This window comes from Streptomyces sp. NPDC002577 (assembly GCF_053594815.1).
In genome coordinates, this window is record NZ_JBSFWK010000006.1 from 18942 (window position 1) to 39355 (window position 20414).

Genomic DNA, 20414 nt, shown 5'->3' on the forward strand with positions numbered 1-20414 from the left:
CCTCGGTGCTCTTGGCCGGGGTGTCAACAGGCGGTACGCGCGGCGAACGCCCGGCTCGCGTGCACGGGTACGGCCGCGGGCCGCACGCAGGTGCTGGTCACGGGGAGCGCCTGTCCACTTTCGGATGCGGCGAGCAGCACCTCCATGACCTCCAGGACGTGGTAGGCGAGCCGGCCGCTCGCACGGTGCGGGGTGCCGGAGGCGTGCGCGCGGGCCAGGTCGGCGATGCCGTAGCCGCGGTCGCGGCCGGGTAGCCGACTCGCACGGGGACGTCCTCCCAGTCCTTGGCCTCCGACCCGGCCCGCAAGAGGCGCACCGGGCCGTCGAAGCGATTGCAGGTAGTACTGCTCGATGGTGACGGTGAACGGTCCGGTTCCGGCCAGCACCGGATGATCGGCCATGCCCGGCACCGGTCGCGCCTCTAAGGTCGTGGACTCCCGTGCGCGGTGCACGAACTGCCCGCCGGTCATCAGCTGATAGCGGGTCTCGGCGCGGTACGCGTCGACGATGCCGCCGTGCCGGCCGGCCAGGCCGGTCCCCGCCCGGACGGCCCGGCTCAGGCCTCCGCCTGCGGGCCGGTGATCTCGCCCATCGTCCAGCACTGCACCACCAGGTACGTGGCCGCGAGCAGTTCCGCGTCGAGGTAGCTGTCGAGGGTGTCGGAGACCGTCACCGTGTAGCCGTCCGCCTTGAGCGCGGTGACGTAGCGGTCGGTGGCGGCCACGGGGACGTGCCCGTCCCAGCCCCGCGGACGACCAGGGCACGCTTGGCGGATGTCACCGGACCTCCCCAGAGGAGGCGGGGGAAGGGCGGGACGCGGGCTCGGTGGCGAGGACGCGGACGTCCCAGGCGCCGAGCCGCACGGGCGTGCCGGCCGGGACGGCGCCGCCGTCCAGGGCGTCGGTCAGGTCGACGTCCTCGGGTGCCTGGGCGACGGCGGGCTCCCAGCTCCAGTTGTGGACCACGTGGACGCGCCGCCCGTCCTCGGCGGTGCCGGTCGCGACGGTGACGGAGTCCGGCAGCTCCCGCCAGCCGGCGCACGGGGCGGGTGCGAGCCACGCGGCGAGCGCGCGGGCGAGCTCGCGCCCAGGCACGGTCCCGACACAGGTGACGCGTCCCGCGCCGTGACGGCGGGTGGTGACGGCGGGCCACCGCCCGAAGTGCGGGTGCTCGTACGTGGCGAGGACGTCGGCGTCGTCCACGGCGAGCCCCTCGACCCACCGGGTCGCCACGGCGCCGGCGCCCAGCATGAGGGGGCTGCCCGGGGTGGAGCGCAGCGGCAGGTCTGTGTGGAGGTTGCTGAACTCGTCGTAGCGCACGCCCGCGGCCTGCACCAGGCGCGCCGGCGTCACCTCGTGGCGTGCCCGCGCCTCGTGGTCGCCGTAACCGGTGCGCGGCCCGAGCACGAGGTGGCCGCCCGCCTCGGCGTAGGCGGCGAGCCAGTCGAGCATGCCGTCGTCCGCCACGTACAGCCCCGGCGCGATGAGGACGGGGTGCCGCTCGGCCGCCGCCTCGGGGGCGATTCCCGGGAGTTCGCCGCAGGGGTCGTGCAGCTGGCGGGCGTGCAGGATCCGTACCTGGCGTCCCGCCTCGAACGCTCCTCGATAGAACGGGTCGAAGATCCCCTCGTACGCGCCCGCGTCCGGGCCGCCGTCCGGGGCCGAGAGCGGCGGGTGCTTGCGCATCAGCCACTTGCTGGGCGCGGAGTACACCATGGCGATGTCGGCATCCGGGGTGATTCCGGCGACGAGATCGCCCGCGCGCTCGAACTCGCCGCCCAGCCGGGCGAGTTCGGCGTAGACGCGGCCCGGTCGTCCGCTGTGCGGAAGGATCCCGCCCCAGTATGTCTCGGTGCCGAAGTGCAGGGTGTGCCAGTGCCAGTACTCGATCATGCGGGCGCCGCGTGCGACCAGTGCCCACGCGGCCTGCCGCCACTGGCCGTCGAAGGCGGGCCGGTTGTCGGAGGGGCCGCCGATGGCCTGGGCGTTGGTCTCCGTGATGAGGAACGGCTCCTGGCGCGAGGAGTAGATCCGGTCGGCGCTCCGGTGCAGCGCCCATGCCCCGTACGCCATCCACTGCTGCGGCAGCTTCTCGCGCGGCGGCTCGGGCATCGTGAGACTGTCCTGCATGTCGTAGTACGGGTTGCCCGCGGTGACGTCCAGTGCGTCGGTGAGTTCGTCGTCCTCCAGGCCGGGGGAGCCGTAGGCGAGGCAGGTGGTGACGAACTGCTCCGGGCGTGCGTACTCGCGCACGATGGCCGCCTGCCAGGCGATGAACTCGGTGGTCCGGCGCGCCTGGAACGCCTGCCAGGCCAGGTCGTACTGGGGCTGGGCGTTGCCCTCCGGCTTCCACAGGTCGGCCCATGTGGTCAGCCGGTGCGACCAGTACACCAGCCCCCACTCGCGGTTGAGGGTCTCCACATCGCCGTAGCGCTGCCGCAGGTCGTCCACGAACCGCTGGAAGACGCCGTGGTTGTGCGGCAGCCGCGGGCCGGGCTCGTTGTCGACCTGGAAGCCGATGACCGCGGGGTGGGAGGCGTAGCGGGCCACGATCGCGCGGATCACCCGCTCCGCGTGGAAGAGGAACGCCGGGTGGGTGATGTCGACCTCCTGGCGGGCGCCCCACGCGGCGGGGTGGCCGGCGGCGTCCTCGGCGGCGATCTCCGGGTACTGCCGGGCCAGCCACGGCGGCACCGCGTAGGTCGGGGTCCCCAGGACGACGGATATGCCGCGTTCGTGGGCGCCGTCGAGAACCGGCCGCAGCCAGTCCAGCTCGAAGCGCCCGTTCTCCGGCTCCCAGGTGGACCAGACCGACTCGCCGACCCTGATGACGGTGAACTTCGCCTCCGCCATCAGATCGAGGTCGGTCTTCAGTCGCTCGTAGGGCTGGTACTCGTGGTAGTAGGCGGCGCCGAACAGGACGCGCGGGGGCAGAGATGTCATGCGGGAGACCTCGCGGAGAAGTGGGCGAGAAGAAGCGGAGGAGTGGGGGTCCCGGCATCCGGGACATGATGGGGCGGACGGTCAGGCGGGGTCCGGCCGCGTGAGCAGCCCGGGACCTTCGATGCTCGGGGTGGCGGCCTCGGCGGTGCGCAGATGCTCCCTCATCCACCGCTCGGTGGTTGCTGACATGCAGGAGTACGGCGGCCTGGCCCAGGGCCGCGTCCCGGTTGGCGAGAGCCGTGAAGATCGCCTCGTGCTCGCTGAGCGTGCGCTGCGCGGCCTGGTCGCCGACGAGGCCCCGCCAGATGCGGGCGCGCAGAGTGCGGCCGGAGACGCCTTCGAGCAGGGTGGCAGCGACTCGTTGCCAGTGGCCCGGACGACGGCCCAGTGGAAGGCGGCGTCGTGCGCGTTGAGCCGCTCGACGTCGTCCCGCGCCTCACGCATTGCATCCAAGTGATGCTCGATCTCGGCCAGTTGATCCTCGGAGATCCGGGTCGCGGCGAGTGAGGTGGCGGCCGGTTCGAGGAGCCGGCGCACCTCCATCAGGTCGAGCAGCGCGCCGGGGTCGCTCTGCAGCAGCTCCACCGCGCCGCCGAGCCCTTCGAAGAGCAGTCTCGGCGCGAGACTCGTCACGTATGTGCCGTCACCCCGGCGCACCTCCAGGACCCGGACGACGGACAGCGCCTTGACGGCCTCGCGCGCGTGGTTGCGGGACAGGCCCAACTGCGCCGCCAGTTCCGGCTCCGGCGGCAGCTTCGAGCCCGGCGGCAGGGCACCGGTGCGGGTCCGTTCACGGATCTGCACGACGGCCTTGTCGGTCAGCGACACTCCGGTCTGCCTTCCCCTCCGCGGTGCATCTGACCCCGCACCCCATTGATGGGATGTATGTATAGGCGCCAAGGGTCGTCGCCGTCCAGACCTTGTGCCAAGAAAGGTCAACCAGCTCTGGAAATCGCCGAGATGTGCGTGGGTGCCGTCCCATCGGGAGTGTCAAAGCATCCCACCAATTCTTGAACGTGCTCTGCGCTCCGTGTCGCGTGCGGCGCAGGTCATCGGCCCCGGATCGCCCGTGGTCCCGCGCCCAGTTCGCGGTGGCAGGCCTTGTTGAAGGCCTGGAGGTCCGGGATGCCGACGGCGGCGGCGACGGCCGGGATCGGGAGGGTGGAGGCGCTCAGCAGGTGGCGGGCGCGTTCCAGGCGGCGGTGGCGGATGTAGGCGACGACGGTGCGGCCGGTGTGGGTGGTGAACAGGCGTGTGAGGTGCCCGGGGGAGACCCCGGCGGCGCGGGCCACCGCGGGGACGGTCAGTGGGTCGGCGAGATGAGCCTCGAGGTAGGCGGCCGCGGCGGCCACCACCGGATGACCGTGCCCGTCCTGCTCCGCGCCGCCGCTCAGCTCCGCCACGCGCCACAGCACCGTCCACACCTCGGCCGCCGCCCGGGCACGCGAGTACGGGAAGGCGGCGACAGCCCGCCGCAGGAGTCCGGCGAGCAGGGCGCCCTCATCCCCGGTGTCCTGCATCAGCGAGAAGGGCATTCCCGGCCCGGCGCCCGGCAGGCGCAGATGGACGTACAGATGCTCGGACCGACCGCGGTAGTGATAGTGCACCTCGGTGTCGGGCGGGACGAGGCTTACCCGGCCGGGGAGGATGGCGTGCTCTGCACCGCTGCCGATCACTAGCCGGGCCGCGTAGCTGTACAGGTGCAACTGCCAGAGATCGGGCAGCCGGAAGACGTCGTGGTCGGAGACGACGCCATGGACGCCGACACCGGCGTTCACAACCTCGGGCGGCTCGTCGAGGCAAGGGGCGACGCTCAGCATGATGCCGAAAATCTACCAGCGAGCGGCGAATTCATCCCACGACAACATCTCCACGCACGCATACCTTCGCCGTATGCCGACCACTCAACAGCCGGACCAGCAACAGCCCCTCAGTTCCGTCGAGATGGCCCGCTTCGTCGCGCAGGGATACCTGCGGCTGGACGGAGTCGTGCCGCGGGAGATCAACGAGGAGGCGATCGCCGCCCTCGACCACGAGCTCCCGCCCGTCGCCTACGGCACCCCGCTGTCCAAGGCGTTCGACGACTCCACCTTCATCCCGCGCCTGCTCGCCGTTCCGGCCGTCGCCGGCGCCCTGAGCAGCCTGGTCGGGCCCGAACCGGACGTCGACCACCACGCCGTGCACGTGCGCGGCCCGCACGAGGGCGAGGCGCAGGACCTGCACGGGGACGCGATCATCGACGTCCGCCCGGACGCCTTCGACATCCAGCTCATGTACTACCCGCACGAGGTCACCGCCGACATGGGCGGCACCCTGTCCGTGCCCGGCAGCCACCTGCGCCGGATCAACGAGACCGACATCGGCCGGGTGCAGAACCTGCGCGGCCAGACCCGGCTGACCTGCCCGGCAGGCACCGTCGTCCTGGTCCACCACGGCATCTGGCACGGCGGACGGCGCAACGACACCGGCCGCCGCCGCTACATGTACAAGATCCGCTTCAACCCGACCGTCCCGCAGGTCCGCCTCTGGGACACCGCCGACCTCGACGACCCGGCCGTCCTGCGCGAACTCGCCATCGGGTTCCCCTGGTACGAGCAGGCCACCGGCCGCCTGGAGATTTACAACAGGGCCCTGCTGTGGCGTGCCCTGACCGGCGACGCCGGCTTCGACATCGACCACTGGGTCACCCGCGTCACCAACCGACCCGCGATCAGGGGGCAGAAATGATCAGCACCGAGCCGCGCCAGGAAGTCCTCGTCCTCTACCTCTCCACCTCGGCCCTCGACTCCCCGGTCGTCGGCTGGTCGCGCTACGACGGCACCGGCCGTACCCGCCCCACCTCCGGAGACAGCGACGAGCCCCCGTACAAGAGCGGCCTCGACGCCCTGCTGGACGGCTGGCGCCTCTTCCAGGCCTCCCAACTCCTGCCGCCCTACCCCGGCTACGAGTACGACACCTCGTTCCTCAAGCACGAGTTCTTCTTCGAGAAGTTCGGCCCGGCGGTCTCCGGAGAGCCGGACAAGACTCCCGGATAGGAGCGAACAAGACACCTCGACAGGAAGAGGGGCGTGACGGACCGGGAGGAGGGTCCGTCAGCCCTTTCGCGCCGCCGACGAGGGGGATGCCTGCGGCGCGGCCGCGGGGGAGGCCCGGCCCGGGGGAGGGTCGGGCCGCCGTGCGGTCAGGCGTCCGGGCTTGCGGCCTCGACCCGGAACGAGGCGAGCCGGACGTCCTCGTGCAGGGTCAGCCGCAGGTCGCGGCCGTCTGCGGGGCCGTCCCCAGGCAGGCCGGGGAGTGAGGTGGTGACGGTGGCCCCAGCTGTACGCGCCGCCGGTCACCGGTACCTCGATCTTTGCCAGCGGAACCTCGTCCGCGTAGATCTCCAGCAGTGCCCAACGGAATCAGCCTCAACAACGTCCTGGCCGCCGGGACCGTGTTCTACGTCCTGCCGGTGCTGGTGCTCTTCTTCTTCGCCCAGCGCTCCTTCACCCGGGGCGTCGCCACCAGCGGCCTCAAGGGCTGAAGCCCCCTCCCGTCCCCTCCCGTCCCCACCTGTCCGGCCCGTCGGCCACCTCGCACAACGAAGGATCACCCATGCCGCTCACGAGCGAGCCCACCCCACACGGCTACGTGGAGAGCTTCTCGCCCGGCCACGGCCGAACCGCACCCCGTGCCGCCTTCTCCTCGGACGCCGCCACCGTCGACCTGACCGGACCATGGCGCTTCCACCTGGCCCCGGACCTGCCGCGCACCACGGAAGGCTTCGAGAAGCCGGACTACGACGACAGCGGTTGGGACACCCTCCCCGTGCCGTCCCTCTGGCAGATGCAAGGCCTGCCCGACGAGCCGCGGTACGGCAAGCCCGCGTACACCAACCAGCCGTACTACTTCCCCATCGACCCCCCGCACGTACCGGACGCGAACCCGACCGGTGAGTACCGCCGCGAGTTCACCCTGCCGGACGAGTGGCCGGACGGGCGCGCCCTGCTGCGGTTCGAGGGCGTCGACTCCTGCTTCGCCGTGTGGCTCAACGGAACGCTCCTCGGAGACGGCAAGGGCAGCCGCCTGCCCACCGAGTTCGACGTCACCGACGCCCTGCGGCCCGGACGCAACGTCCTCGCGGTGCGGGTGCACCAGTGGTCGGCCGGCACCTACCTGGAGGACCAGGACATGTGGTGGCTGTCGGGCATCTTCCGGCCCGTCACCCTGCTGTCCCGGCCGCACGGTTCACTCACCGACTTCCACGTCCACGCCGACTTCGACCACGCCACCGGCTCAGGCACCCTGTCGGTGGACACCAGTGGCGGCACCGCCCGGCTGCACGTGCCCGAACTCGGCCTCACCGACGCCGACCCGGCCGGCCCGCACACCCTTGACGGCGCCGAGCCGTGGTCAGCCGAGCGGCCCCGCCTCTACCACGGCGAGCTGGTGACCGACTCCGAGCGCATCCCGCTGCGGATCGGCTTCCGCCGCATCGAGATCCGCGACGGCCTGATCCTCGCGAACGGGCGCAAGCTGTTCTTCCGCGGCGTCAACCGCCACGAGTGGACCCCGGACACCGGCCGCACCCTCAGCCACGACGACATGCTCACCGACGTGCTGCTGATGAAGCGCCACAACATCAACGCGGTGCGCACCAGCCACTACCCGCCGAACCCCGCCTTCCTCGACCTGTGCGACGAGTACGGCCTGTGGGTGATCGACGAGTGCGACCTGGAGACCCATGGCTTCTGCCACGTCGACTGGCGCAACAACCCCACCGACGACCCCCGCTGGCTCGAGGCCTGCCTCGACCGGATGCAGCGCATGGTCGAACGGGACAAGAACCACCCCAGCGTCGTCATCTGGTCGCTCGGCAACGAGTGCGGCCACGGCGCCAACCTGGAGGCCATGGCCGACTGGGCCCGCGGGCGTGACCCCGAGCGGCTCATCCACTACGAGGGCGACGACAACTGCGGCTACACGGACCTCTACAGCCGCATGTACGTCGAATACGACGAACTGCCCCTGATCGCACGTCACCAGGACGCCGTCACCCGCGACCCCGCCCTGGACGCCCGACGCCGGCAGATGCCGTTCATCCAGTGCGAGTACGCCCACTCCATGGGCAACGGCCCCGGCGGGCTGCGCGAGTACCAGGAGGTCTACGAGAGCTTCCCGCGTATGCACGGAGGGTTCGTCTGGCAGTGGATCGACCACGGCATCCGGCGCCGGACCCCGGACGGAGGTGAGCACTTCGCCTACGGCGGCGACTTCGGTGAGCCGCTCCACGACGGCAACTTCGTCATCGACGGGCTCGTCTTCGCCGACCGCACGCCCTCGCCCGGCCTGCTCGAGTACAAGAAGACGATCGAACCCGTCCGCGTCAGCATCGACACCAACGCGCGCACCCTGCGGGTGAACAACCTCTTCCACACCCGGGACACCGCCCACCTCGCCTTCCGCTGGCAGGTCGAGGACAACGGACACCCCCGCTCTGCCGCCGCCCTCACCGTGCCCCCGGTCGCGCCCGGCGAGCACGTCGAACTGCCGTGGCCCGCAGACCTCGCCGAGGCCTGCGCCGCTCCCGGACGTGAGGGCGAGCGCTGGCTCACCGTCACCGCGGAACTCGCCGACGACGAGCTGTGGGCGCCGGCAGGCCACGAGGTCGCGTGGACCCAGGCACTGGTCGCCGGCGCCCCGCAACCCCAGCCGGCCCCCGTCCCAACGCCCCTCCCCGCCGTCCCCGCGCCGCGGACCCACCAGCTCGGCGACGCGGTCTTCGACGCGGTCTCCGGCAGCCTGCTCAGGCTCGGCGGCATGGACATCGACGGCCCCCGTCTCGACCTGTGGCGTGCCCCCACCGACAACGACCTGCTCACCTTCGGCGGCCCGCTCGTCGACGACTGGCGCAAGGCAGGACTGCACCGCCTGCAGCACCGGGTGGTCGCCGTCGAGGCCACCGACACGGGACTCGAGGTCATCACCCGCACCGCACCCGCGGGCCTCGACTTCGCCATGCAGTCGTCCTTCCGCTGGGAGGCCGACGCCGAGGAGTCCGGGCAGCTCTGGCTCCGCCTGGCCACCGAACCCGTCGGCACCTGGCCCTGCCCGCTGCCCCGCATCGGCATCCGTCTCGCCCTGCCCGAGGCCATCGAGACGGTGGAGTGGTTCGGGCTCGGGCCCGGCGAAGCGTACGCCGACACCACCGCCGCCGTCCGCGTCGGCCGGTACACCGCGAGCGTCGACGACCTGCAGACCCCGTATGTCATGCCGCAGGAGAACGGAAACCGGCGCGAGGTGCGACACGCCCGGCTCACCGACCGGCAGGGCAGCGGACTGGTCATCACCGGCCACCCGCATGTCGACCTGACCGTGCGCCGCTGGACCAGCGAGGACATCGACGCCGCCCGGCACTCCTGCGACCTCAGCCCCCGTGACCGGGTGTACGTCAACCTCGACGTCGCCCAGCACGGCATCGGCAGCGGATCCTGCGGCCCCCGCGTCCAGTCCCGCTACGAGCTCCACGCCCGCCCCGTCAGCCTCACCCTCGGATTCCACACATGCTGAAACTCTGGTACCGCCGCCCCGCCGACGGTTTCCCGCAGGCGCTGGCCCTCGGCAACGGCTCCCTCGGCGCCATGGTCCTCGGCGGCACCGCCCATGAGCGCGTCGACCTCAACGTCGACACGCTGTGGTCGGGTGGCCCGGGCGACCACAACGACTACCACGCGGCGCAGCACCTGCATGCGCTGCGCCGGGCGGTGCTCGACGACCACGACCACCTGCGCGCCGAGGAACTGGCCCAGCGCATGCAGGGCCCCGACACTCAGGCGTACCAGCCCCTGGGCGCCCTGCTCCTCGACCTCGGGCACGGCGGCGAAGTCACCGACTACCGACGGGAGCTGGACCTCGACGACGCCCTGTGCACGGTGACCTACACCGCCGACGGGGTACGCCACACCCGCGAACTGTTCGTCTCCGCCGCGGCCGGCGTCCTCGTCGTCCGGCTCAGCTGCGACACACCCGGCGCGCTGGCCTTCACCGCCCGTCTGGAATCGGCCCATCCCGGCTCGGCACCAGGTGTGGCCGTCTCGGGCCGGGCCCCCGCGCACGTCCAGTTCCAGGCCACCGGCCCGGACGCGGTTCGCTACGCGCCCGACACCGGAACCGGATTCGCGGCGGCCCTGCGGATCGTCCCCGACCACGGCACCGTCACCCCCGACCCGCGCACCGGTGGCCTCCGACTGACCGGTGCCACCAGCGCCACCGTCCTGGTTGCCGCCGCCACCGGCTTCCGGGGGTGGGACCGCCTGCCCGAGGGACCGGAATCCGGCCCCGAGGCCGAGGTCGCCGAGCTGCTGGACACCGCCACCGAGGTTGCGTACCACCGCCTGCGGAGCGAGCACATCGCTGACCACCGCGCCCTCCACGACCGGGTCGTCCTCAGCCTCGGCCACGACCGGGCGCTCGAGGCCCTGCCCACCGACGAACGCCTCGCCGCTGTCCGCTCCGGCGCCCACGACCCAGGCCTGACCGCCCTGTTCTTCGCGTACGGCCGCTACCTGCTCATCGCCTCCTCCCGCCCAGGCACCCAGCCGGCGAACCTCCAGGGCATCTGGAACACCGAGATCCAGCCGCCCTGGCAGTCCGACTGGACCACCAACATCAACGTCCAGATGAACTACTGGCACGCCGAGACCACCGGCCTGCCGGAATGCCACGAGCCGCTCTTCGACCTGATCACCGACCTCGCCTCGGCAGGGCGCCGCACCGCCCACGCCTACTACCGCTGCGGCGGTTGGACCGCGCACCACAACGTGGACATCTGGCGCAGCACCAACCCCGTCCAAGGCGGCCCCCAGTGGGCCAACTGGCCCATGGCGGGCGCCTGGCTGTGCGCCCACCTGTGGGAGCACTACCGCTTCACCGGCGACCGTTCCTTCCTTGCCGACCGGGCCTGGCCGGTGATGCGCGAGGCCGCCGTCTTCCTGCTCGACTTCCTCGTCGAGGACGCGGACGGTCACCTGGTCACCTGTCCCTCCACCTCGCCCGAGCACCGCTTCCATGTGGCAGCGTCCCCCGGGTCCGCCGGAACGGGCCCCGAGGAGACGACGCTCGTCGCCACCACGGCCTCCGTGACGATGGATCTCTGGCTCGTCGACGAGCTCTTCGGCAACTGCCTCGACGCGATGAGGGAGCTGGGCCTGGCCGATCCGCTCGCCGACGCCCTGCACAGCGCCCGGCAGCGGCTCAGCCCACTGCCGTACGCCCCCGGGCGACCCCTCGCTGAGTGGCGGCACGACGCCGAGCCCGAGGACCCGGGCCACCGGCACCTCTCCCACCTCTACGGCCTGTATCCCGGCGACCGGATCGACGCGGAGCGCACCCCGGAGCTGTTCGACGCCGCCCAGGCCGCCCTCGACCTCAGGCTGGCCCACGGGGGAGGCGGCACCGGATGGAGCCTGGCCTGGGTGGTCGCACTCGCCGCCCGCTTGGGCGACGGGGACCTCGCACACCGCAGCCTGCACAGGCTTCTGTCCGACTCCACCTCCGACAACCTCTTCGACCTGCACCCACCGGAGCTCTTCCAGATCGACGGCAACTTCGGCGCCACGGCCGCCGTCGCCGAGATGCTGCTGCAGAGCCACACCGGCGAACTGCGGCTGCTCCCTGCGCTGCCGGGCGCGTGGCCCAGCGGCACCGTCCGCGGCCTGCGGGCGCGCGGTGGCGTCACCGTCGACATCGACTGGCAGGGGGGCCGGCCGGCGCACGCCCGCCTCCACCTCCCGCGCCCCGGCCGGTATCGGATTCGCCTGCCCGCGTCCGGTCCTCTCCCGGTGGTGACCGACGACCAGGGCATGGGCGTCGAGACCCGGTGGACCACACTGGAAGGAGGCCTCGCCCGGGCCGAGTTCACGGCGGAGCGGGCGGTCGTACACCACGTACGCCTGTGAGGCGAGGGGGAGGGGGCCGATGCCACGCCCCAAGGACAGCGGTCAGCTGCGCGCCTGGGCCTGCGCGCCGTCGCCGTCGACGCCGACACCGGCTTCCATCACCAGCCGCCGCTGGCCCCAGCGAACCGACGCCACCACCGAACTGAAGGTCTACTCCAACGCGGACAAGGTCACCGCCACCCTCAACGGCACCGCCCTGGGCGCCGTGAACAGCAGCGACCATGTCTTCAGGTGGGCCAACGTCACACTGAAGCCGGGGCGGAACGCCGTCACGGTGACCGCGACCATCAACGGCTCCACGTACACCGACACGGTCGACTGGACTCTCGGCTGAGAACCTCAACTCCGAGGAGCCTCATGGAGGCGGCTCGTGGTCGAGCGACTGGAGGTGAACGGGGATGGATCGCTCCGCTGTGCTCGTCACGCGGACTCTTCGGTCGTCGACGGCGGAGGTGAGGACGGATTCCAGGATGTCCAGCACGTGATACGCGAGGGCGCCCCCGGCTCTCGGTTCCTCACCGGGCGGTGTCGACGCCAGATCCGCGACTCCGTACCCTCGGCCGGCGTCGCGGTACCCCGCGGACACGGGAAGGGTTTCCCATGCGTCGCTGTGGAGGCGGCGCAGCTGCACCTCTCCGTCGAAGTGGTTCGGGTCCGGAACCGCGAGGCTTCCGGCTTCGCCGTGGATCTCGATGTTCGCCGACTTCGTGGCGACGGCGTCGAAGCTCATGACAAGGGTGGACAGCACCCCGGACGCATGCGTGAGGATGCCGGTGACGTGGGTGTCGGTGCTGACCGGTATCGCTTCCCCGCTGCGCGGGCCGGACGCGATGACCCTGGTGGGCCGGGTGCGGCTGGCGGTGCCGAGCACCGAGGTGACCGGGCCGAGCAGCGTGACCAGGGCGGACACGTAGTACGGGCCCATGTCCAGCAGGGGGCCTCCACCGGGCCTGTAGTAGAAGTCCGGGTTCGGGTGCCACAGTTCGTGGCCGGGGACGACCATGGTGGCTGTCGCTGCGATGGGTGCGCCGATCAGTCCTGCGTCGATCGCTGCACGAGCGGTCTGGACGCCGGTCCCCAAGACCGTGTCCGGAGCGCAGCCGACGATGACCCCCGCCTTCGTCGCTGCTTGGAGAACGGCTCGCGCCTGGGCGGTGGTCGCTGCGAGCGGCTTCTCCCCGTAGACGCTCTTCCCGGCCGCGATCGCCTGAAGGGCTATCTCCGCGTGCGCGTCGGGGACGGTCAGATTGACCACCAGTTCCACATCGGCGGCGGACAGCAGCTCTGTGACCGTGCACGCTCTCACGCCGGCGCGGACCTCGGCGACTGCCGCGGCGCGGTCGGGGTCGAGGTCGGCGACGGCGACCAAATTGACCGCCTCCAGCCTGTCGAAACTCGCAAGGTACTGGCCGCTGATGACACCGCAGCCGATCACGCCGATGTTCAGCGGCTTGCCCACAGCAGTCCTCTTTCGATGATGGTTCTCACATTGGGGTCCTTCAGCACCGGCATGTGGTGACCGGGGGTGGTGACGAACACCCGGCCCTGGCCCCACTGCCTGGTCCAGATGGCCGGGGACACGACGGGCCGGTTCCACGGGTCCCAGTCCCGTACTTTCTGCGTGGTCGTGGCCAGCACATCGATGTAGTCGTCACAGAGCACCCAGTACTGCTCGGTGACGAGTTCGAAATCGCCGATGCCGCGGGTGATGGGATGGTCAGCGGCCGCCGGCAGCATGTTGACGGTGTAGGGGACGTAGTTGTCGGACTGCTCGCCTGTGCGTTCCGCGGGACGCACCCCGGGATGGCAGGCGAACTGTCCGCCAATCAGGTGGAGGTAGTCGGAGCTGTTGCGGTAGGAGTCGGCTATGCCGCCGTGCCATCCGGCAAGGCCGGTGCCTGCCTCGACCGCGGCGCGCAGGCCCTGCACTTCCCCTTCCTCGATGGTGGACATGGTCATGCACTGCACGACCAGGTCTACGCGGGCCATGAAGGAGGCGTCCGCGTAGACCCGAGGAGACTCCTCGACGCGTACCTCGTAGCCGTGGTTCTGCAGATGGGGTATGAACAACTCGGTCGCCTCGACCGGTTGATGGCCGTCCCAGCCGCCGCGCACGACAAGGGCTTGTCTGCGGTGCATTGGCGAACGTTCTCCTTCGGTGGAATCGTGCGGCGCCGCTCAAGAGTCGGCGAGGGCGCGGAAGCGGAACCTCTGCCTGCGAGGAGGAGCGGCGCGAAGCGAGTGTCTCCATGCCTTTCTCCGCTCCAGGCGATGGTTGGGCGAGCGATCCCGGACGTGGTTGCCCCCGCCGGGCTTCGAAATAATTTCGGAAGAACCCGAAACCGGAGTGACCATAAGAAGCAGCTCAGGCGGCGTCAAGGAAGCCTGATCCTGGTAATCACCCGACGAGTTGCTGGGCATGAGGGCGATATCCGGCGGTGGAGTCATTCCTTTCCCTGGTCAGAGACGCTGCTTGACTCGACGCCCGATGGCCGCCAGGCTAAGCGGATCCGAAATTATTTCGTTCCGCGGGGGCGGCAACTCATGCGTGATGCGGTGCAGAAGGCACCCAAGCCGACCCTCGCGGTCGTGGCGAGGCGAGCAGGCGTGTCAGCGCCGACGGTGTCGAAGGTGCTCAACGGCCGGACCGACGTGTCTGCGGAGACCAGAGCCCGCGTGGTCAGGGCGCTCGAAGAGGCGGGATACGAGTCCCCCCGGCAACGCCGAGCAGCGGGAGCCGTCGGCATCGGCCCCCCGGTGATCGAGATTTTGATCGGCTCGCTCGGCCCCGGCTACATGACCGACGTCCTTGGCGGACTGCTCGACTACGCAGCCGAGCTCGGCATCGAGACGGTCGTGAGCAAGACGAGTGGGCTGTCCGCCCGGCATCCGACAGCGGAAGGCAGGGCTCGGCGCATGGTCGAGGAGGGACGCCGGGGTCTCCTCGTGGTCGCCGCCACCGCACGGGACTCACAACTCAACGCATTCCTCCGTCGGAAGATCCCCGTGGTGGTCATCGACCCGCACAACACACCGTCGAACGTTGTGAGCGTCGGGGCGACCGACTGGGCCGGCGGCAAGTCGGCGACCGAACACCTCATCGAACTCGGCCACCGCCGCATCGCGTTCGTCGGCGGCGCCGTGACCCTCGACTGCAACCTCGCCCGCCTGCACGGCTATATGGCGGCCCTCATGGCCGCCGGCATCCCCGTCGACGAGCCATACATCATCCACGGCCAATTCCTGGCCGAACACGGAGTCCGTGGCCTCACCGCCCTGCTCTCCCTCAGTGCTCCCCCCACAGCGGTCTTCGCGGCCAACGACCTCATCGCCTCCGGCATCCTCGCCGAGGCACGCCGCCGCGGCCTCACCATCCCCCGGGACCTCAGCGTCGTCGGGTTCGACGGGTCCTACCCGGCCGAGGAGTCCGTCCCCCGGCTGACGACCGTCAACCAGCCCCTGAACGCGATAGCCCGAACCGCGCTCGACTCCCTGCTCCGGCAGATCGAAGGCGAACCCTTCGATGCCAAACGGACCGAGCTCGCCACAAAGCTCATCGTCAGAGATTCGACCGCAGCGCCTCCGAGCACAACCACGTGCCCTACCACCATCAGCGGGCACCACGGGGACGACTGACGATACCGCGCCCCTCGCCTCGGCCGGCTTGCCGTTCCCCGAAGCACACCCCTCGCCCATCGGTCCTTGGGTGTGTCGCATTCTGCGAAGACATGAGCGGATCTACGTTGTCGAACTCGGGTCGGGGCCAGCGCGCACGTCGGCGAAGACGGAGGTGGCCTGGCTCAACCTGGACGGCCTGACCCGTCGGCAGGACGCCGACGCTGAGCCATGAAGGGGCAGGGGTCGAGCTACTGCCGTTCCGCCGGAAAACAGAGGGGCTCAGCGCCTCCAGTGCTTGTCGATGCAGGTGTAGTTAACGCCCTTCGCGGAGACCCCGATGCTCCCCGGCGTACCGCAGCAAGCGCCCGGAGCGATCGTGCCCACGCTCGTGCCAGCGTCGCTCCCGCTCCCCCCAGAGCTGCAGTCGTTGCTGGTCGAGGGCGTCGAGGGCGTCGAGGGTGCCTTGGACTTGGTCGTCGGGGAGCTGCTCGGCGAGGGAGCGTCGTACTTCCAGGGCTTGGGATCGGTCCACGAGGCGAGAGTGGTGTCGTCGGAGTACGTGTCCGAGTGCAGCAGCCACTGCCGTGCTCGGTCGTGTCGAACGCGATGACTCCGCGCACCGTGGCGCCTTGCCCCGCGGCGCCCAGGGCAGCGGGCGCGTCGTCAAACAGGTCAAGGGTGGTGATGTCGTAGATGTCGCTAATGCCCTGGAATGCGAACTGCTCGGAGAGGTCGAGCCTCGCGCCACCGGTTCCACCCGCTGCGCGACTGTCTTCTCGTCCAGGAGGGGCTGGCGCGTGCGGAACACGACGCGTGCATGGGCCTCCGTCTGGAGGAGGCCGGGCACGGCGGTGGCGGGAGGAGTTCATCGGCGCCACACTCGGCCAGCGCCGTGACGAGGTGGTCATCGCCACCATGTTCCTGTCGCGCCCCAAGGGCGAGCCCTGCACCCCTGGGGTGCTGCGCCGCCGGATCGTCGAGGCGTGCGAGGGCAGTATGCGGCGGCTGCGCACCGACCGGATCGACCTGTACCACCAGCACAACCCGGACCCCGAGGCGCCGGCCGACGAGGCGCTCCTCGCACTCGACGAGCTGGTGCGGGCGGGGAAGGTCCTCCACATCGCCTCGTCGAACGTGGACGCCGCGCAGCTCACCGGGGCCGCGGGTGTGGCGGGCCCCGGCGTCGGCGGCCCGCTTCTGCGGCACGTAGTTCGAGTGGAACGTGCTCTCCAGGGCGGCGGAGACAGGCCTCGTCCCTGCCGCCCGGGAGCACAAGGTGGGTCTGGTGCCGTACTTCCCGCCGGCCTCGGGGGTGCTCACCGGCAAGTACTTACCGGCGCGGCGAGAAGTACCCGGACGGCTCGCGGTTCGACACCATGGCGTCCTTCGTGGAGTGCCTCGCCGAGAGCGAGCGCGTACCCGGCTTCGATGTACGCGTCGGCACCTCCTGAGTCAGTCCGTCGAGTTGTCGCCGACCTAGGAATCCGAGCGGCCGTTCGACGCTCTGCCTGGCCCAGGCGGAGACGAGCCACTCCGTCAGGCCCGCACCCGAAGGGCCCCGCGGTACGTGACCGCGGGGCCCTTCGGCTTCGGCGTGCTCTGTCTCGATCGGCCGTAGCGGGTCAGCGGGCCGCGTAGCCGAAGCGGACGCCCGTCGCCGGGAGGCCGTTCGAGCCCGGCGCGTACGTCGTGACCGTGGCCACCGTGCCGCCGGTCGCGTTCGACCAGGGCAGGACGTGCAGCGCGCCGTACGTCGACGGGCCGTACGGCATGCCGATGTACAGGGACGTGCCGGTGGCGTGGATGCTCGCGCCGACCTGCTGGTCCGTGCCGGGGGTGCCGGGCAGGCCGGAAGCATTGCCCGCCTGGATCCAGAAGTCGCTGTCGCCGGGCTCGCCGAGCAGCGAGAACGTCTGGACGGCGCCCGCGCCCGCCACCGTACCGATGGCCTCACCGGGGATGCCGACCGCGAGGTGCATCGTGGCGGCCGAACTCACCGTGCGCGGCGCCGTGTTGACCGCCGTGACCTGGGCGCCGAACCGGTCGCCCGCCTCGATCGCGCCCTGTACGTCGGTGTCGTCGGCGTGGATGTCCTCCGTGTAGCTGACCGCGCCCGCTGCGGTCACCCGGAGGATCACCACGCGGCCGCCGTCGGCCTGTGAGACGCCGGACTCGTTGTCGAGGTCCTCGCCGGGGGAGCCGATCGCGATCAGCGAATCGGAGGTCGAGGAGGAGGTGCGGTAGTCGGTCACCGAGAGGGAGGCGCCGAACTCGTCGCCCGCCTCGGCGGCGCCGGAGACGATGCCGTCGTCCTGGGCCACGCCCGCGATCGGCGTCGGGATGCCGTCCGCGTTGAGGGTGTGCGACAGGATCTGGACGCCGCCGGAGTCCGCCGCGGTGCCGATGGCCTCGCCCGGGTTGCCGATGGCGATGTGGTTCTTGTCGGCGGCCACCGAGGCGCCGAAGTGGTCGCCCGCCTCGGCCGTGCCGGAGACCGTCGACTTGCCCTGGTAGATGGACGTGCTGGTCGAGCCGCGCAGGTAGAACGCCTCGCCCGCCTCGGCCGCGCCGTCCAGGCCCTCGCCGGGGGTGCCGATGACGATGTACGGCTCGCCCGCGGCCGTGGTGCCCGCCGCGAGGGCGGCGCCGAACTCGTCGCCTGCCTCGGGGCTGGAGGCGAGCAGCGAGCCGGTGGTGGAGGCGCCCCCTTCCTCCAGGTGGAGGTAGTGCGTGCCCTGGCCGAGGCCGTCGGCGCTGCCGTAGATGACGTCGACGAAACCGGCGGCGGTGTCGGTGCCGATGGCCTCGTTCGGGGTGCCGACGACGAGGTCGGTGTAGCCGTCCTCGTTGTAGTCGACGGTGGCGAGCGCGGTGCCGAACTGGTCGCCGGCCTCGGCGCCGCCCGCGACCTCGTCGAGGTCCTGGTTGAGTTCGAGTACGCCCGCGCCGCCGCCGTAGACGACGCGGACGACGCCCGCCTTCGCCTTGCTGTTGACGGTGGCCTCCGGGTCGGAGACCGCGATGTCCTCGACGCCGTCGCCGTTGAAGTCGGTGATGTCCGTCTTCGCCGCGGTGTCGGTGACCCAGCTCGCCAGGTCGTCGACGCGGGTGGAGACAGCTCCCGTACGGGTCTCGGTGGAGACCTGGCCGAAGCAGCCGCCCTGCCAGGACTGGCTGCTGATGGCGACGAGCGCGGCACTGGTGCCGGAGCCGCGCACCTCGGGGCCGCCGGTGTCGCCGGCACAGACGGCGGCGCCGTCCTGGCCTGTGACGCTCGTCGTGGTGGTGGCCGTCGAGTCGACGGTGAAGGTGCCGGTGTGCAGGGTGAGCGGCGACCACTCGTCCGTCGTACGGCCGTAGCCCGCGACGGTGAGGGACTCGCCCGCGGTCGCCGCCGTGGAGGAGAGCGCGACGGGGGTGACCGAGGTGACCGGGCGGGACAGCTTGGCGAGGACCAGGTCACGGTCGGTGCGCGGGACCAGCTTGGTGACCGTGCGGACCTCGCCGGTGGACGTGGTCAGGTCGGTGCGGCCGATGGTGGCCGTGGTCGCCAGCGGCGGGGCGCCCTCGGTGACGTCGAGGCCCGCGGCCGGGTCGTCGACGAAGCAGCTGGCCGCGGTGAGCAGCCACTCGGGGTCGACGAGCGCGCCGGAGCAGGCGCGGGTGCCGTCGCCGATGTCGAGGCGGGCGGTGTAGGCGAGGCTGCCGGTGGTGGCGGCGCTGCCGGTGACGGCGGCGGCCGGGACGGCGAGCGCGGTCAGCGGCGCCGCGACGAGCGCCACGGCGAGCGCGCCCGCGCGCAGGCGGGCGCGGGAGGGTCTGGGACAAGGGCTGGGGCTGATGGTGTGCATGAAGGTGCTTCCTGGTGATCCGGAGACGGAAGGGCGGCGAGAGCGAACTGACCGGTTATGAGCGTTACTTGGAGGTGCGCAGTTCGACGAGCATGAACTCGCGGCCTTCCGCGTCGGCGCTCTCGCCCACCGCGGTCCAGGCGTTCTGCGTGATGTCGTACGTGGTGGTCTCGTCGTCGACGGTCATCGTGGCCTCGGTGGTGTAGTCGTTGCCCTTGATGCCGTAGACGGAGGGGATCTCCAGGGTCAGCCAGCCGGAGTTGCCGGTGACGTTGAAGCAGATCTTGTCCTGGCTGCGGGCCCACACCTCCAGCTGGCCGGTGTCGGTGACGCAGTCGGCGAGGGTGATGTGGCCGTCGCCGCGCTTGAGGGTGATGCCCAGGTCGGCGAGGATCGCGTCGGCACCGGGGTAGTTGAAGTCCTCGACGGCGTAGCCGGGGGACTCGTCGGCCACCGAGATGGTGGACGAGGCATGCGTCGCCGGGGTGGCGGAAGTGCCGGCCGCCCACATGCCGGTGGCGGCGGTGAGCGCCGCGGCGGCGGTGGCTATGAGACGTCTGAATCGCATCGGTGTCGGATTCCTTGTCGTTGCGGGTCGTTCTGGATCTGGATCCGGTCAGTGAAGAAAAAGGTCAGTAGACGAAGAGCGAGATGCCGCACAGGACCAGGAGCGTGGCGAGCAGTTGGCACACCATCGCGGGTGGGGGCCCGTTGTCGCCGGTGCGGCCGCTTCGCTCCTGGTCGAGGGCGAGGCGGGCGAGTTCCTTGTGCCGGCCGAGCAGTCCGACCACGAACCCCAGCAGGCCGAACGTGTACAGCGACAGCAGCTCCACCGGCCGCAGCACCCCGACGGACACCACCGCGTAGCCCGGGACCGCGAGCAGCACGGGTGCGCTCGCGGCCCGCAGGCGGGTGGTGCGGGTCGGCATCCAGCGGGTGAACACCGTCCAGTGGACGACGGTGGAGACCGCGGCGGCGGCGATCCAGAACGCGGTCGGCAGATACGGGTCGTGGTGCACGGGGTTCCTCAGGAAGCTGGACGGGCGGGGGCGGGGAAGGCGGCCGGC

18 protein-coding genes and 2 pseudogenes are annotated in these 20414 nt (G+C 71.1%); 8 read left to right on the top strand and 12 right to left on the bottom strand.

Features of this window, described 5'->3' with window-relative positions; all coding sequences use genetic code 11:
• Nucleotides 1-23: 23 nt before the first annotated feature.
• The 5 genes and pseudogenes from ACWD4J_RS10795 to ACWD4J_RS10815 form a co-directional block, all read right to left on the bottom strand.
• Nucleotides 24-602: a ThuA domain-containing protein gene (locus tag ACWD4J_RS10795; RefSeq protein ID WP_451394999.1), complete on the bottom strand. Its 579-nt coding sequence runs from the start codon at nucleotides 600-602 to the stop codon at nucleotides 24-26.
• Nucleotides 557-724 carry a hypothetical protein gene (locus tag ACWD4J_RS10800; RefSeq protein ID WP_451395000.1) on the bottom strand — a complete coding sequence of 56 codons (168 nt, stop codon included), beginning with the start codon at nucleotides 722-724 and terminating at the stop codon, nucleotides 557-559. The genes ACWD4J_RS10795 and ACWD4J_RS10800 overlap by 46 nt, the downstream gene beginning before the upstream one ends.
• Before the next feature lie 52 nt (nucleotides 725-776).
• On the bottom strand, nucleotides 777-2942 hold the full coding sequence (locus ACWD4J_RS10805) for a beta-galactosidase (protein WP_451395001.1): 2166 nt from the start codon (nucleotides 2940-2942) through the stop codon (nucleotides 777-779).
• 81 nt (nucleotides 2943-3023) lie between these two features.
• Nucleotides 3024-3770 (bottom strand): annotated as a pseudogene (locus tag ACWD4J_RS10810) (FadR/GntR family transcriptional regulator).
• A gap of 221 nt (nucleotides 3771-3991) precedes the next feature.
• Complete coding sequence (locus tag ACWD4J_RS10815) at nucleotides 3992-4762, bottom strand: helix-turn-helix transcriptional regulator (protein WP_451395002.1); 771 nt, start codon at nucleotides 4760-4762, stop codon at nucleotides 3992-3994.
• Between the two features lie 124 nt (nucleotides 4763-4886).
• Here ACWD4J_RS10815 and ACWD4J_RS10820 point away from each other — a divergent pair, with 124 nt between their 5' ends.
• The 6 genes from ACWD4J_RS10820 to ACWD4J_RS10845 all read left to right on the top strand — a co-directional run bounded on the left by ACWD4J_RS10820 (nucleotide 4887) and on the right by ACWD4J_RS10845 (nucleotide 12212).
• Nucleotides 4887-5669 carry a phytanoyl-CoA dioxygenase family protein gene (locus ACWD4J_RS10820; RefSeq protein WP_451395256.1) on the top strand — a complete coding sequence of 261 codons (783 nt, stop codon included), beginning with the start codon at nucleotides 4887-4889 and terminating at the stop codon, nucleotides 5667-5669.
• Nucleotides 5666-5977: a hypothetical protein gene (locus tag ACWD4J_RS10825; RefSeq protein WP_451395003.1), complete on the top strand. Its 312-nt coding sequence runs from the start codon at nucleotides 5666-5668 to the stop codon at nucleotides 5975-5977. Before ACWD4J_RS10820 ends, ACWD4J_RS10825 begins: the two co-directional genes overlap by 4 nt.
• A 353-nt stretch (nucleotides 5978-6330) precedes the next feature.
• On the top strand, nucleotides 6331-6465 hold the full coding sequence (locus tag ACWD4J_RS10830) for a hypothetical protein (protein ID WP_451395004.1): 135 nt from the start codon (nucleotides 6331-6333) through the stop codon (nucleotides 6463-6465).
• A 71-nt stretch (nucleotides 6466-6536) separates the two neighbouring features.
• Complete coding sequence (locus ACWD4J_RS10835; protein WP_451395005.1) at nucleotides 6537-9491, top strand: glycoside hydrolase family 2 TIM barrel-domain containing protein; 2955 nt, start codon at nucleotides 6537-6539, stop codon at nucleotides 9489-9491.
• Nucleotides 9485-11878, top strand: coding sequence for a glycoside hydrolase family 95 protein (locus tag ACWD4J_RS10840; protein ID WP_451395006.1), 2394 nt, complete (start codon nucleotides 9485-9487; stop codon nucleotides 11876-11878). The genes ACWD4J_RS10835 and ACWD4J_RS10840 overlap by 7 nt, the downstream gene beginning before the upstream one ends.
• Nucleotides 11879-11897: 19 nt before the next feature.
• Nucleotides 11898-12212 (top strand): DUF4982 domain-containing protein, encoded by a 315-nt coding sequence (locus tag ACWD4J_RS10845; RefSeq protein ID WP_451395007.1) that lies wholly within the window; start codon nucleotides 11898-11900, stop codon nucleotides 12210-12212.
• A gap of 21 nt (nucleotides 12213-12233) precedes the next feature.
• Here ACWD4J_RS10845 and ACWD4J_RS10850 read toward each other — a convergent pair whose 3' ends face one another.
• Both ACWD4J_RS10850 and ACWD4J_RS10855 read right to left on the bottom strand, forming a co-directional pair.
• On the bottom strand, nucleotides 12234-13337 hold the full coding sequence (locus ACWD4J_RS10850; protein WP_451395008.1) for a Gfo/Idh/MocA family protein: 1104 nt from the start codon (nucleotides 13335-13337) through the stop codon (nucleotides 12234-12236).
• A complete protein-coding gene (locus ACWD4J_RS10855) occupies nucleotides 13322-14017 on the bottom strand; it encodes a ThuA domain-containing protein (RefSeq protein ID WP_451395009.1) in 696 nt (231 codons plus the stop codon). Before ACWD4J_RS10855 ends, ACWD4J_RS10850 begins: the two co-directional genes overlap by 16 nt.
• Nucleotides 14018-14422: 405 nt before the next feature.
• Here ACWD4J_RS10855 and ACWD4J_RS10860 point away from each other — a divergent pair, with 405 nt between their 5' ends.
• Entirely contained in the window at nucleotides 14423-15514 is a 1092-nt protein-coding gene (locus tag ACWD4J_RS10860) for a LacI family DNA-binding transcriptional regulator (protein ID WP_451395010.1), read from the top strand.
• 295 nt (nucleotides 15515-15809) lie between these two features.
• On the opposite strand, the gene ACWD4J_RS10865 is transcribed toward ACWD4J_RS10860, so the two are convergent.
• Complete coding sequence (locus tag ACWD4J_RS10865; protein ID WP_451395267.1) at nucleotides 15810-16028, bottom strand: hypothetical protein; 219 nt, start codon at nucleotides 16026-16028, stop codon at nucleotides 15810-15812.
• A gap of 213 nt (nucleotides 16029-16241) precedes the next feature.
• Nucleotides 16242-16343: pseudogene (locus tag ACWD4J_RS10870) on the bottom strand (Scr1 family TA system antitoxin-like transcriptional regulator); the annotation flags it as partial.
• On the opposite strand from ACWD4J_RS10870, the gene ACWD4J_RS10875 reads away from it, so the two are divergent.
• Nucleotides 16310-17134 (top strand): aldo/keto reductase, encoded by an 825-nt coding sequence (locus ACWD4J_RS10875; RefSeq protein WP_451395011.1) that lies wholly within the window; start codon nucleotides 16310-16312, stop codon nucleotides 17132-17134. The pseudogene ACWD4J_RS10870 and the gene ACWD4J_RS10875 overlap by 34 nt on opposite strands.
• Here ACWD4J_RS10875 and ACWD4J_RS10880 read toward each other — a convergent pair.
• The 3 genes from ACWD4J_RS10880 to ACWD4J_RS10890 form a co-directional block, all read right to left on the bottom strand.
• Nucleotides 17119-19347 (bottom strand): trypsin-like serine protease, encoded by a 2229-nt coding sequence (locus ACWD4J_RS10880; protein ID WP_451395012.1) that lies wholly within the window; start codon nucleotides 19345-19347, stop codon nucleotides 17119-17121. The two genes, ACWD4J_RS10875 and ACWD4J_RS10880, sit on opposite strands and share 16 nt — an antisense overlap.
• 64 nt (nucleotides 19348-19411) lie before the next feature.
• Complete coding sequence (locus tag ACWD4J_RS10885) at nucleotides 19412-19915, bottom strand: hypothetical protein (RefSeq protein WP_451395013.1); 504 nt, start codon at nucleotides 19913-19915, stop codon at nucleotides 19412-19414.
• Between the two features lie 64 nt (nucleotides 19916-19979).
• Nucleotides 19980-20366: a hypothetical protein gene (locus tag ACWD4J_RS10890; protein ID WP_451395014.1), complete on the bottom strand. Its 387-nt coding sequence runs from the start codon at nucleotides 20364-20366 to the stop codon at nucleotides 19980-19982.
• Nucleotides 20367-20414 lie beyond the last annotated feature (48 nt).